The sequence below is a fragment of the Halopiger djelfimassiliensis genome, assembly GCF_000455365.1.
Lineage (GTDB): Archaea > Halobacteriota > Halobacteria > Halobacteriales > Natrialbaceae > Halopiger_B > Halopiger_B djelfimassiliensis.
Window position 1 is genome coordinate 321,423 of record NZ_HG315687.1, and the last position, 12,594, is coordinate 334,016.

Consider the following 12,594-nt stretch of genomic DNA (forward strand, 5'->3'; position numbering starts at 1 on the left):
GTCGAATCGGGACCCGGAGACGGCGGCGGCGACGCGTCCGTCCGTGCGGGGACCGATTTGATGGGCGGGCATCGTGCCCTTCGGGTACCGTTATTTCCTCGAGCGGACCCGATCGAACCAACACGCCTTTTACTCGGTCCCCGGTGACAGTGTGCATGAACGAGATCACGGCGGCGGACTATCACGAGATCGTTCACGTCGGGGAACTGCGACTCTCGCCGGACGGCGAGCGGGTCGCGTTCGCCAGTCGAACGCCCGCGGACGACGAGCGAGACGAGGCGACGATATCGGTCGCTCCGGTCGGTGGCGACCGGGCCGAACCGTGGACGATCGCCGACGGCGTCGACGCCGAGCCCCGGTGGCACCCGGACGGGGAGTGGCTCGCGTTCGTCAGCACCCGCGGCGGCAACGACGAGCGCCGACAACTCTGGGTGCTTCCCACCGACGGCGGCGAGGCCAGACGTGTCACGCAGGTCGTCGGCGGCGTCAGCGACATCGAGTGGAGTCCCGACGGCTCCCGGCTCCTGTTCACACAGCGAGTGACCGCCGACGATCGCGAGGCCGGCCGGGACCGCGCGGTCGATCCCGACTACGAGCGGGCTGATCCCGATCCGCGGGTGATCGATCGCATGACCTATCGCGCCGACACGGAGTACTTCGACGGCCGTCGCAGCCACGTCTACGTGCTCGAGGTCGCCGCCGCCCTCGAAGGGGGCGTCGAGACGGACGCATCCGAAGCCGACGACGACGGTCCGATCACCCGCTTGACGGACGGAAATACGGATTACGTGGCTGCCACGTGGGGCGACGGCGGAACGGTCTACTACGCCGCCAAAGCCGGCGACGTGCCGGACGACTCGCTGACCTACGATCTGTACGAACACGACCTCGAGACCGGCGAGGCGGAGCCGTTCACGCGGACGACCGGCTGGCTCGGGACGGACTCGATCGATGCGACCGCCGACGGTCGCGTCGCCTTCGAGTACACGCCCGAAGCCAAGGCTTCGATGCGACAGACGGAGCTTCGGGTCCACGACCGCGAACGCGGAACCGAGGTCACCCCGACCGATCCGCTCGATCGGACCATCGGTCACCGCTGTGGGTTTCAGTGGGGGCCGGACGACGAATCCCTCTATTTCAGCACGCCGGACGAGGGGTCGCGCGTCGTCTGGTCGGTGCCGGGCGATGCAAGCGAGACGCCGACCAAGGTGTATGGAGACGGCGTCACCGTCGAGGCGTTCGACGTCGGCGAGAACGCCATCGCGTACGTTCAAAGCGAGTGGGACCATCCCGGCGACGTCTTCGTCAGCACCCGCGGCGGCAACGAGGTCACCCGCCTGACTCGGGTCAACGACGAACTGCTTTCGGAACGGGCGGTCCGTCGACCCGAGGAGGTGTGGGTCGAGGCCGGCGACCGCTCGATCCAGGGCTGGCTCCTCACGCCGCCCGCGTTCGACGCCTCGAGCGACGAGACCTATCCGCTCGTCGTCGAGATCCACGGCGGCCCCCACGCCCACTGGACGACCGCGGGGACGATGTGGCACGAGTTCCAGACGCTCGCGGCGCGTGGCTACGTCGTCTTCTGGTGTAACCCCCGGGGCTCGACGGGCTACGGCGAGGACCACGCGATGGCGATCGAACGCGACTGGGGTGCTGTCACCCTCGAGGACGTACTCGCCGGCGTCGATGCGGTCCGCGACCGCGAGTACGTCGACGCCGACGAGGTGTTCGTCACCGGCGGCAGCTTCGGCGGCTTCATGACCGCGTGGGCGGTCTCCCAGACCGATCGGTTCCGTGCGGCCGTCGCCCAGCGCGGCGTCTACGATCTCACGGGTTTTTACGGCTCGACGGACGCGTTTCACCTCGTCGAAGGCGACTTCGGGACGACGCCCTGGGAGGAGCCCGCGTTCCTCTGGGAGCAGTCGCCGGTCGCCCACGTCGACGACGTCGAGACGCCGACGCTCGTGGTCCACTCCGACCGGGACTTCCGGACGCCGGCAAACACCGCCGAACTGTTCTACCTCGGCCTCAAGAAACACCGTGTCGACACGCGGCTCGTCCGGTACCCCCGCGAGGGACACGAACTCTCCCGATCCGGCGAGCCGGCTCACGTCGTCGACCGCCTCGAGCGCATCGCCCGCTGGTTCGACGGCTACTCCGAGTATCACGACGCGCCGCCGGCGCTCGAGCGCGAGCGCGGTGCCGGCCTCTCCAGCGACGGGGGCGACGAACCCGGAAACGGCGCGTCCGAGGAGTGAGCGTCCGGCACCGATTCAGGCGTCGGGCCGCGGCGTCGTCGGGGACGACTCGGCCGCCGTCGGTCGGGAGTAGTTGCGATACGACAGGCCGACCAGCAACGCCAATCCGACGAGTCGTAGCGGGAACGTCATCGAGAAGCCGGTTAGCCCGAGGGCGACGCCGGCCATCGAGAGCAGTCCCTCGGCGACGAGCAGTGGCACTTCGGGAACCATAAGCAGGACCGAGGCGATCCCGTACAGGGCCCGTCGGCCGGTATCGACCCCCGAATACTGGTGGCCGATGATCGTCACGCCGAGCGCGTACACGCCGAGGAACATGCCGAGGACCGGAACGACGACCTCGGGGAGGAAGAACCCGACGTCGGTCACGTCGCTCCAGCCTATCAGGCCCCACTCGCCGCCCGTTTTCCGGGCGAGCAGGATCCCCGGCGAGAAGACGAACGCGAACGGGACCAGGATCTTGTTCAGCGAGAGGAAGAACGCGACGGTTGCGGTCTTGAGTTCGTCGGCCTTGGCGACGCCTGCGCCCGCGAACGCGGCGACGGCGACCGGCGGCGTGACGTCCGCCATCAGGCCGAAATAGAGGATAAAGAGGTGTGCGGCGATGACCCAGATGCCGAGGTCCCCCATCGGCCCACCGAGCATCGCGACCAGAATGATATACATCGCGGTCGTGGGCATCCCCATCCCGAAGATGATCGCCGCGACGCCGGTCAGCGAGAGGAGGAGCAGGATCGATCCGCCGCTGACGACGTTGATGACTTCGGCGATGTTCGGCCCGAGTCCGGTGGTGCTGATGACGCCCGGAACGACGCCCGCGGCGGCGACCGCGACGACGACCGTCGTCGCCGTCCGTGCGCCCGATTCCATCGACTTCAGGACGAACGTCCCGAAGCGGTAGCTGCCGGTTTCGGCCAGCGACGGACGGCCGAGCGCCGTCGCACTCCGCCGTGCGGTCTCCTCGACCGCGTCATCGAGCTCGAGCAGCGGCGTCTCCGCCCGCGGCCGGACCAGCAGGAACGCGGCGCTGACGAGGACCGCGATCGAACCGACGTCGGCGGCCGCGGCGGTCGCCGCCGCACCCAGCGGGTACGCTCCGGCCGGGGACTCGAGACCGAAAACGACCTGCACGGCAGTTCCGAGGCCGACCCCGTAGCTCGCGAAGGACGCGGCGTGAGCGAGACTGAGCGCGCCGATCGAGCCCAAAAGCGGGACGCGGGATCGCTCGTCGTAGGCCGCAAGCACCGCGATCAGTGCGACGGCGGCGACGATCGAGTACCAGCCCGCGCGTTTGATCGAAAGCCGGGCGACGACCAGCAAGTAGACCAGGAGGACGAGCGGAACCAGGTAGAACCAGCCGGTGCGGAGCTTCTCGAGGCCGTCCGGGAGCTCACCGCGTGCGATCCCGCCGACGCCGCGACGGACCGCTTCGAAGTGAACCATCACCCACATCCCGAAGAAGAACGCAAGCGCGGGGAGGGTCGCCGCAACGATGACGCTCCGGTAATCCGTACCGGTGAACTCGACGATGAGGAACGCGGCCGCACCCATCACCGGCGGCAGTACCTGTCCACCCGACGAGGCCGAGGACTCGACCGCGCCGGAGAACTCGGGGGAGTACCCCGATCGCTTCATCAGTGGGATCGTAAACGCGCCCGTCGTCACCGTGTTCGCGATCGAGGACCCGCTGAGCATCCCCATGAACCCGCTCGAGACGACGCTGGCTTTCGCCGGTCCGCCTTTCCTGGTGCCGGTCAGCGAGTAGGCGAGATCGATGAACCACTTGCCGGCCCCGCTCATCTCGAGGAACGCCCCGAACAGGATGAAAACGTAGATGAATCGCACGCTGACGTCGATCGGGATGCTGAAGACGCCCGCCTCGACGGTGTACCACAGGTCGTAGACGATACCGCCCCACGTCTCGGGCAGGATCGACAGCCGTCCGATGGGCGAATCGTGGGGGATGAGATACCCCCACCGGGCGTAGCCGATAAACAGCGCGACCAGCGACATAAGCGCCGTCCCGAGCGTCCGCCGGGTCGCCTCGAGCACCAGCAAGAGCCCGGTGGCACCGAGCAGGAACGCAAGCGATACGTCATCGATCGGGATCCCGACCGCGGCAAGCGCCGTGACGAGCGGCTCGAGGACGGGATAGACCTCGTGGAGCGGTCTGGCGTTCTGGATTCCGATCGTCGGGATTCTGCGGATTTCGTCGTACGCCGTGACGATGTAGTACGTCGGCCACAGCGACAGCAGGACCATCACGACGTCGACCGGCGTGATGCGGTTTCGGTTCTCGTCGACGACGGCCCAGCGGACGCCGTCGGCGAACCGCGCCGTCGCCCGCGAAACTGGATGTTCGTCGCCGAACCGCGTCCGAACCGCCGGCGGAAGCCGTCCGAGCCGTCGGGCGAGGAACCCGTCGCCCTCGCTGGCCGGGAACAGCAAGAACGCGAGAATCAGCGCGAACGTGAGGTGGATCGCGTTGACCTGCAGTTGCTGGAGCGAGCCGACGCCGACCTCGCCGACCACCGGCACCGTTCCGCCGAAGGTGCGCCCGCGGGCGGCCAGCCACAGCTGGAACGCCGAAAAGGCGACGCCGATCAGGGCGACGAGAACGACCGCGGGACCCCGCAGCGTCCGTCGGCGCTCTACTTCCTCGAGTATCTCTTCGGTTTTCTCGTCCGAAACCGTCTCCGTACTGTTCGTCTCGACGCTCATGTTATGTTCCCCTCATGTGTGCTGAACCGTCCGGACCGGCGACGAGCGCCGCGCCCGGGAGCAAGCTATCGAAACTGCCGCCGTCGATAGTCAGAACGACGGATCCGCTGGACCGTTCGACCAGATCGTACCGCTCCCCGTCGACCGCGAGTTCGTGGCCGGCGATCGGACTGGGGGCGACCGTGAGGCGGTCGTAGGAGCCGTCTCCCTCGGCGACGAACCCCTCGTCGGTCCGTTCGATCTCCTCGTCGGACGGCAACCCCGCCCCGTGGGAGTGAAACACGATCCGGTCGGCGCGGAGTTCGGTTCCGTCGACGACGTAGACGTCCTTGACCGGTGTCTTCTCGACGCTGTGCGTGTACGACAGCGTGATCTCGTCGCCCTCGTCGACGGGTACCTCGAGCAGTCGCGCTCCGGAGTCGGCGTCGGCGACCACGAGCGTGCGGTCGGCCGTACCCGAGGTGGCGACGGCTGCCGTTGCGACGAGAGCCACGAGGAGGACGGCGGCGACGTACCGTCCGGTCGATCGTTCCATAGTCGAGTAGTTCCGACAATCGTCACCGCGTGCTTAGTCGAAGTACGCCGCGGCCCCTTCGTGGAGGTCGATCGGCATTCCGTCCTGTGCCGAGTCGGCGTCGATGAACGCCGACTTGGTGTCGATCTCGTCGGTGTTATCGAAGATCGCCGCCGTGATCGTCTCGACGAGGTCCGCGTCGACGCCCGTGTGGCTGGCGATCATCGCCTGCACGGAGACGGTCTCGACGTCCTCGTCGACGCCGCTGTAGGCATCGGCGGGGATAGTGTCCTCGGAGATCCACTCGGCCTCGTCCATGACGGCATCGCGGGTATCGCCCGCGATCTCCACCAGACCGATGTCATGGGTGCTGGCGAGGTCCTTCACAGTTGCGACTGGCCAGCCCCCGACGACGAACGCCGCGTCGATGTCGCCGTCCCGGAGCTGGTCGGTCGCCGTTCCGAAGTCGGCGGTCTGTTCGTCGTAGTCCCCCTCTCCGATCCCGGCGCTCTCGAGGATCTGCTGGGCGTTGACCTGCGTCCCGCTGCCCAGATCCCCGGTGTTGATCGTCGCCCCTTCGAGGTCCTCGATGGAGTCGTACTCCGAGTCGGCCTGCGTAATGACGTGGATCGTTTCGGGGTACAGCGTCGCGACGCCACGTACGTTCTCCATGCCTTCCCCTTCCAGCTCCTCGATACCGGTTCCGTTGGAGGCGAAGTACGCGATGTCGTTCTGGATCAGTGCGAACTGCGTCTCCTCGCGGTTGAGGCTGCTGACGTTCGTGACGCTCGCACCGGTCGATTCGACCTGCAGGGAGTAGTCCGTCTCTTCCTGGATGATCGTCTTGAAGTTACCCGAAAGCGGATAATACGTTCCGTCAGTCGAACCCGCGTGCCAGGAAAGCGTCTTCCCACCGCCGCCGCCGAGACAGCCCGCGATCCCGGCTATCCCGGCGATTCCGGCCGCTGTGATGACCTTCCGCCTGTTGGTACTATCTATCATATATTTAGCCTATAGATACAGTATTTTATATCTTCTTATGTCCAAATATATCTAAATATAGTTCGGTATACGACATTATTCGGCGGAAATATCATTCGGTTATCCTGTTTTGGAAGGTGGAAACCAATAGTCGGCGGTCGTTCCGTGGTCGCTCCGAAGCGGCGTCCTCGAGAGTGGTGCCGTTGGTTCCCACGGCAGTCACCGACCGCTCGCGGACACGGACGAAATAGCCGTCCGACGTCGGCCGAAAGTGGCTGTCTCAGGGTTAGCCTATACCTGCTTTCGTCCCGTCCGACCCGTATGGACAGGAACGTCGGCGGACTCGATCGGATCGGCCGCTTCGCCATCGCAGCGGCGCTGTTGCTCGCTGGCTACCGCAACCGCGAGCGGACGCTCGGCACTCTCGCGTTCGTCGCCGGCAGCGACGTCCTCGCGACCGCCGTGATCCAGCGGTGCCCGATGAACGCGGCGCTGGGGATCGATACGTGTCCCGGCGATCGGTGACCGTTCGCATCCACGAGCGGCCGGTGAACGCGAACGTGAACGCCCGAAATCCAGCGCTTCGACTCGAGCGGGTCGTCGAAAAGCCCCGCGGTTACGTCGTCCGGAATGCCCGGTCGCCAGCGTCGCCCAGTCCGGGCACGATGAAGCCGTCGTCGTCGAGTCGGTCGTCGATCGAGACCGTCAGCAGGTCGGCTTCGGAAAACTCGTCGCCCACGCGGAGCAGCCCCTCCGGTGCCGAGACCGCCGACAGGACGATCAGGTTCTCCGGCTCCGGCGAGTTCTCGATGACGTGCTCGAGGACGGTACACATCGTACTCCCGGTCGCGAGCATCGGATCAGCGATGATCACCGTGTCCTCCTCGGTGATTTCGGGCAGTTTCACGTAATCGACCGAGATCGGAAACGAGCCGTCCGCCTCGCGGCCGGCTTCCTCGTCGCGGCTCGCGCTGATGACGCCCTGTCGGGCGCGCGGGAACGCCTTCAGGAGTCCCTCGACGAACGGCGTCGCCGCGCGCAACACGTTGATGATGACGACGTTCTCGAGCCCCCGTACCCGTTCGCCCATCGTCGCCTCGAGGGGGGTCTCGATCTCGACGTACTCGGTTTCCATCCGTCCGTCGATGATCTCGTAGCCACAGATGCGGCCGAGTTTCACCAGCCCCTTTCGGAAGCTGACCTGTTCGGTTTCGACGTCTCGGAGCTTCGAAAGCGTGTCCTTCGCCAGTGCGTGCGTGATGAGATAGGCATCGTCCCGATCTTCGATCGGCATGTTCGTATGGGATCCCGCCGGGTAGTTCACGTTGTCGATCAGTCCCGAGCGCTGGTACGGTCTGCGACGGTTTCACGGCGTCTGGTTCCATGGACTCCGATCATCGATCGCACGCCACACCGTCGGCGCTCGGCTGGGATCTCAACCCACGGTTACCGCGCCGGTCCACGCGACGCCGCCGACCGAGACGCTCCTGAACGCGAGTGAAACGTCCGAAAACGTGTTCGTGGCGATTTATCGGCGGTAACGGACACTTACTGACTCGTGTCGACGGTTGCGCCGCCGTTTTCGACCCCGGAGAACGGCCGCCGGGACGCCCCCGAAAGAGCGTATTTGTCGGTTGAAACGGTCGAAACGGTGGTTGCGGTTTAATCGAGATATCGCCGTAGCCTCCGGTGCCCTCGAGGTGACGATACTATGAGCCAACAGTTCGGCCAGCAGCCACAGCACAGCCAGGAGCAGCACGGATCGGAGTACGGACAGATGGGTATGCAGCCACAGAGCGGGCAGATGCGTAGCCGAGAAATGCAGCCGACGAGTGGCGGAACGGCCGGCCAACAGCCGATGGGCGGTCAGGGAATGCAGTCCGGCGGTCAGCAGATGGGACCACAGCGGATGAGCGGCCAACAGTCCGGCGGTCAGCAGATGGGTGGCCAATCCATGCAACCCCAGCAGGCCCGCTCGTTCGAGGACCACCTCACGAACGAGCTCCGGATCGCGCTCGAGGACTTCACCGAACTCTCGCACATCGCCACCTGGTGTGCAAAGGAGTGCTCGAGCGCGGGTCCACAGCTCGGGACATGCGCACAGATCTGCCAGGATATCGCTGAACTGGCCGAACTCAACAAGAAACTGATCGCCAGGGATTCGATGTTCGGCCCGGAAGTAGCTGATACCTTCATCCGCGTCGCGACCGAGGGACTGCCCGAACTCCGGCAGTACCAGCAACAACACCCCCACGTCGCCGAGACGATCACGGCCATCGAGCGTACGATGGATTCCTGTGAGACCGTGCTCGGAATGGTCGGCCAGCAGATGGGTGGCCAACAGATGACCGGCCAGCAGATGGGTGGCCAGCAGATGACTGGCCAGCAGACGGGCGGCCAGCAGATGACCGGCCAGCAGGGAGGCATGCAGGGAAGCCCCGGAGCGAGCGCCGGCACCGGGCAGACCTTCTAACCGGAAAGCAGCGCGAGTTCCCCGCGCCACCGTGTGCGGGGTATTTCACCGCCCAACTGCCGATTACTCGCCGCACCCCCTCCGGGGGTGGATCCTGCGGCGGAGAAGTTTATACCGATCCGCGCCTTACCACCCGGCCAGTCGAATGGAAGAGAGCATCTCGGGATTCAAGGTTCGCGGCGATTGGGGCGACGTCGTCGAACACGGCGAACGCATCACCCGCGCGCTTCGGGACGCCGGCGTCCACGATCCGGATCAGGCCTACGGCGCACGCTTTGCCCGCGCGTTCGAGGAGTGGGAGGAGTGGCGACCCAAGGCCCACGAGACCCTCGAGTCCGACGTCAGCGAGAAGACTGCCGATCAGGCAAGCGTCGAGGAGGGCAAAGGCGAGAAGGCCGGCAAAGGACCCGACGAGGACATCAAGACCGCGGGCGAGAAACTCTCGGAGTCCTACGAACAACTCGAGGAGGACGATCCGGAGGCCGCGGTGGACAACTGGAAAGAGTCGATCGACTACGTCGCGCGGGCGGCCGACTCCGCCGGACGCAAGGCGTTGCGCCGGGTCGAGGACACCGTCTACCAGAACGTGATGACACAGCTTGCACCGTACTACTTCGATAACGAACTCATCAGCGCGAACGTCCAGCAGTCCACGCGAAGCGGCGACAACGGCGAGCAGTTCATCTTCGAGGTCAACGTCAACGACGACGTGCTGAAATCGGACATCTCGGATCGGCTCGCGGAACTCGACGACGAGGTCGACCGCTGGCACGTCGAAGTCGAGAAGGACACGGACGCGGCCGAGGCCATCGAGGGCGCGGAGCCGCCGCCGGAGGCCGACGACGCCTCGCGCTCGACGACGAACTGAACCGCCGTCCGGGCTTTTCTTCGCGGACCCTGACGACCCCGTCGAGCCGCGGTACTCCGTGTTCCCGGACCTCTCGAGTCAAAAAGCGCCGTGTATCGCCGCGAGGAAGCCGTTACTCCTCGCGCTCCTGCTTGCGACCGTCGACCTGTCCGATCCCCGGCACCGCGACGCGGCGCTCGAGCCGTCCCATCAGGTTCGTCGCCGACAGGACCAGCCCGAGATACACGAGCGCCAACAGCGTGAAGATGGGCGTGTACTCGAACGTCGAGGACGCGATGCGGCTGGCGCGGTAGTACAGCTCCGGGACCGTCACGAAGCCCGCCAGCGAGGAGTACTTGATCAGGTAGACGAGTTCGTTCGTCCACGCCGGAATCGCGTACCGAAACGTCTGTGGAAGCATGACGTATCGGATCCCCTCGAGTTTCGAGAGACCGAGGGCGCGGGCGGCCGTCAGTTGCCCCTCGTCGACGGTCTCGAGCGCGCCGCGGATGTACTCGGACTGGTAGGCCGAGCCGTTGATCGTAAAGCCGATGATGGCGATCCAGAACGCGTACTCGGGGATGAACCCGCGGCCGATGACGTCGACGTCGTTGAGCCAGACGGCAAGCGGCAGGCCGTAGTAGAGCACGAACAGCTGTGCCAGAAGCGGCGTCCCGCGGATCAACTCGGTGTAGGCCAGCGCGACCCACCTGAACGGCCCACCGTACACCCGGAGGACGGCGACCGGAACCGCGATACAGAAGCCGAACGTGAGGCTGACGGCCGTCAGTACGACCGTATACCACGCGCCGGTCGCGAGTGCGGGCGCGATGTCGGCCGCAAGCGCCATCCCGTCGAGGAGCCCGGCCAGCCAGCCGATCGGAACGCCAAGCGGGCCAAGCGATGACGCGGTACCCTCGACCGACGCTGCGGCGGACGCGAACGGTTCCGCCGGGACGAACGACTCGCCGGCACCCGGTCCGATGCCCCATCGGGCGAGCGTCCAGTCGTAGAGCCAGCGCGTGACCAGCCAGCCCCAGAAGGCGACGCCGGCAAGCACCGTCAGGAGCCGACCCGCGTGATCGATCGACGTTCGGAGCCGCCCGATCGCCAGCTGTTTCGTTTCGCTCATGGGTTCGTCACCTCCGCGCGGTCAGTCATGGCGAATGCTCTCGAAGAACCGGGCGGTTCGCTCGTGACTCGGATTCTCGAAGAGATCCTCCGGCGGTCCGCGTTCGATGACTTCGCCCCCGTCGAGGAACGACATGCTGCTCGCGCCGTTCCGGGCAAAGCGCATTTCGTGGGTGACGACGACCATCGTCATCCCCTCGGCGACGAGTTCGTGCATCACCTCGAGCACCTCGTTGCTCAGCTCGGGATCGAGCGCGCTCGTCGGTTCGTCGAACAGCATGACCTCGGGGTCCATCGCCAGCGCGCGCGCGATTCCGACGCGCTGTTTCTGGCCGCCGGACAGCTGTGCCGGGTACGAGTCGGCCTGATCGGCCAGTCCGACGCGCTCGAGTTCGGTGTCGGCCCGCTGGCGCGCTTCGGCCTCACTCAGGTTGCGCACCTTGCGCAATCCGAGCGTGATGTTCTTGCGCGCGGTGAGGTGTGCGAACAGGTTGATGTCTTGGAACACCATCCCGATCTGCTGGCGGACTTCGTTCGGGTCGGTCTCGGGCGCGGTGACCTCCATGTCCTCGAGATAGATACTGCCGCTGTCGATCTCGGTCAGCCGGTTGATACACCGCAGCATCGTCGATTTGCCGCTGCCGCTGGGTCCGACAAGCACCTCGACGTCGCCACGGTCGACCGTGAGGTCGACGCCGCAGAGGACGTCCTCGTTGCCGTAGGACTTCCAGAGGTCTTCGATGCGCAACAGGGGTTTCGTCCCGGTTGCGCCGGTCGTTCGTTCGGTACTGTCGGTCGTCTCGGTTGTACGAGGCTCGCTCACGATGATTCACCCGGAATTGCGAAACGGTTGCTCACGAAATCGAGCGTCCGATTGGTCGTGAAGGTCAACACGAAGTACAGCAGGCTGATAAAGAGGATAACTTCGAGCACGGCCGTCGTCTGCTGTGTAAACAGGTCGTGGCTGCGCTTGAGCAGTTCCCCGAGGCCGATCGCGAACGCGATCGACGTGTCCTTCAACACGATGGTAAACTCGTTTTGGAACCCCGGAACGCTGCGGCGCAGCGCCTGGGGAACGATCACGTGTCGGATCGCCTCGAGTCGGCTCATTCCGATCGAGCGAGCGGCCTCCATCTGGCCCTCGTCGATGCTCTGTAACGCGCCACGGAAGATCTGTGATTGGTACGCGGCGCTCCGGAAGCCGAGCGCGATCGTCGCCGCGAAAAACGCCTCCGGGACGGCCGTGGGAACGGTAAACGGCGTTGGACCGAGGACGAACTCGATCGCCCGGAGGACGGCCTCGACCGATCCGAGAACGACCTCGATAGGCAACACGAAGTACGTGAAGATCATGATGACGATAATCGGCGTCCCGCGCAACAGGACGCCGAACTTGCGGACGAACGCCCGAGGGGAGCCGCTCCCGTAGGCTTCGATCGCGCCGGCCGGAAAGCCCGCGAGAAAGCCAAGCAGGAGGCTCGTCACCGTAAGCGCGATCGTGATGGCCGTCCCCCACAGCAGGTAGTCCGCGTTCCGGACGACGAACGCCCAGTCCTCACCGAGATGGTTCCCGACCTGTTCCTCACCGATCGCCAGCAGTTGCAACTGGTCGACCGGTACTGCCGTCACTGCCGCCGCTAGCTGTCCGACGAAGTCCATACTCGGTCAG

At 65.7% G+C, this 12,594-nt stretch carries 11 protein-coding genes; 4 read left to right on the forward strand and 7 right to left on the reverse strand.

What is annotated here, in order from left to right:
* The first annotated feature begins 155 nt into the window (after positions 1–155).
* Positions 156–2,258 (forward strand): S9 family peptidase, encoded by a 2,103-nt coding sequence (locus TX80_RS17015; RefSeq protein ID WP_049924454.1) that lies wholly within the window; start codon positions 156–158, stop codon positions 2,256–2,258.
* 15 nt (positions 2,259–2,273) lie between these two features.
* Here TX80_RS17015 and TX80_RS17020 read toward each other — a convergent pair whose 3' ends face one another.
* From TX80_RS17020 to TX80_RS17030, 3 genes are read right to left on the reverse strand one after another with little or no spacing between them, the layout of a single operon-like run.
* Positions 2,274–4,979, reverse strand: a complete 2,706-nt coding sequence (locus TX80_RS17020; protein ID WP_049924455.1) for a TRAP transporter permease — start codon at positions 4,977–4,979, stop codon at positions 2,274–2,276.
* Position 4,980: 1 nt separating this feature from the next.
* Entirely contained in the window at positions 4,981–5,514 is a 534-nt protein-coding gene (locus TX80_RS17025; RefSeq protein WP_081661658.1) for a DUF1850 domain-containing protein, read from the reverse strand.
* A gap of 33 nt (positions 5,515–5,547) precedes the next feature.
* Positions 5,548–6,495 (reverse strand): TAXI family TRAP transporter solute-binding subunit, encoded by a 948-nt coding sequence (locus TX80_RS17030; protein ID WP_049924456.1) that lies wholly within the window; start codon positions 6,493–6,495, stop codon positions 5,548–5,550.
* Positions 6,496–6,795: 300 nt separating this feature from the next.
* Between TX80_RS17030 and TX80_RS17035 the strand changes: the two genes are divergently transcribed.
* Complete coding sequence (locus TX80_RS17035; protein ID WP_049924457.1) at positions 6,796–6,999, forward strand: YgaP family membrane protein; 204 nt, start codon at positions 6,796–6,798, stop codon at positions 6,997–6,999.
* A 91-nt stretch (positions 7,000–7,090) separates the two neighbouring features.
* On the opposite strand, the gene upp is transcribed toward TX80_RS17035, so the two are convergent.
* Positions 7,091–7,768 (reverse strand): uracil phosphoribosyltransferase, encoded by a 678-nt coding sequence (gene upp, locus TX80_RS17040; protein WP_049924458.1) that lies wholly within the window; start codon positions 7,766–7,768, stop codon positions 7,091–7,093.
* Positions 7,769–8,185: 417 nt separating this feature from the next.
* On the opposite strand from upp, the gene TX80_RS17050 reads away from it, so the two are divergent.
* Complete coding sequence (locus tag TX80_RS17050; protein WP_326544635.1) at positions 8,186–8,947, forward strand: hypothetical protein; 762 nt, start codon at positions 8,186–8,188, stop codon at positions 8,945–8,947.
* Positions 8,948–9,092: 145 nt separating this feature from the next.
* A complete protein-coding gene (locus tag TX80_RS17055) occupies positions 9,093–9,815 on the forward strand; it encodes a DUF5828 family protein (protein ID WP_049924460.1) in 723 nt (240 codons plus the stop codon).
* Between the two features lie 112 nt (positions 9,816–9,927).
* On the opposite strand, the gene TX80_RS17060 is transcribed toward TX80_RS17055, so the two are convergent.
* The 3 genes from TX80_RS17060 to TX80_RS17070 all read right to left on the reverse strand — a co-directional run bounded on the left by TX80_RS17060 (position 9,928) and on the right by TX80_RS17070 (position 12,584).
* Positions 9,928–10,926, reverse strand: coding sequence for an amino acid ABC transporter permease (locus tag TX80_RS17060; RefSeq protein ID WP_049924461.1), 999 nt, complete (start codon positions 10,924–10,926; stop codon positions 9,928–9,930).
* Positions 10,927–10,947: 21 nt separating this feature from the next.
* Positions 10,948–11,676: an ATP-binding cassette domain-containing protein gene (locus TX80_RS17065; protein WP_154658698.1), complete on the reverse strand. Its 729-nt coding sequence runs from the start codon at positions 11,674–11,676 to the stop codon at positions 10,948–10,950.
* 68 nt (positions 11,677–11,744) lie between these two features.
* A complete protein-coding gene (locus tag TX80_RS17070; protein ID WP_049924462.1) occupies positions 11,745–12,584 on the reverse strand; it encodes an amino acid ABC transporter permease in 840 nt (279 codons plus the stop codon).
* Between the last annotated feature and the right edge of the window lie 10 nt (positions 12,585–12,594).

What these genes read in the sequence shown, in the direction of transcription:
- TX80_RS17015 (WP_049924454.1), top strand. Translation starts at nt 156, where the DNA reads ATGAACGAGATCACGGCGGCGGACTATCACGAGATCGTTCACGTCGGG.
- TX80_RS17020 (WP_049924455.1), bottom strand. Translation starts at nt 4,979, where the DNA reads ATGAGCGTCGAGACGAACAGTACGGAGACGGTTTCGGACGAGAAAACC.
- TX80_RS17025 (WP_081661658.1), bottom strand. Translation starts at nt 5,514, where the DNA reads ATGGAACGATCGACCGGACGGTACGTCGCCGCCGTCCTCCTCGTGGCT.
- TX80_RS17030 (WP_049924456.1), bottom strand. Translation starts at nt 6,495, where the DNA reads ATGATAGATAGTACCAACAGGCGGAAGGTCATCACAGCGGCCGGAATC.
- TX80_RS17035 (WP_049924457.1), top strand. Translation starts at nt 6,796, where the DNA reads ATGGACAGGAACGTCGGCGGACTCGATCGGATCGGCCGCTTCGCCATC.
- upp (WP_049924458.1), bottom strand. Translation starts at nt 7,768, where the DNA reads ATGCCGATCGAAGATCGGGACGATGCCTATCTCATCACGCACGCACTG.
- TX80_RS17050 (WP_326544635.1), top strand. Translation starts at nt 8,186, where the DNA reads ATGAGCCAACAGTTCGGCCAGCAGCCACAGCACAGCCAGGAGCAGCAC.
- TX80_RS17055 (WP_049924460.1), top strand. Translation starts at nt 9,093, where the DNA reads ATGGAAGAGAGCATCTCGGGATTCAAGGTTCGCGGCGATTGGGGCGAC.
- TX80_RS17060 (WP_049924461.1), bottom strand. Translation starts at nt 10,926, where the DNA reads ATGAGCGAAACGAAACAGCTGGCGATCGGGCGGCTCCGAACGTCGATC.
- TX80_RS17070 (WP_049924462.1), bottom strand. Translation starts at nt 12,584, where the DNA reads ATGGACTTCGTCGGACAGCTAGCGGCGGCAGTGACGGCAGTACCGGTC.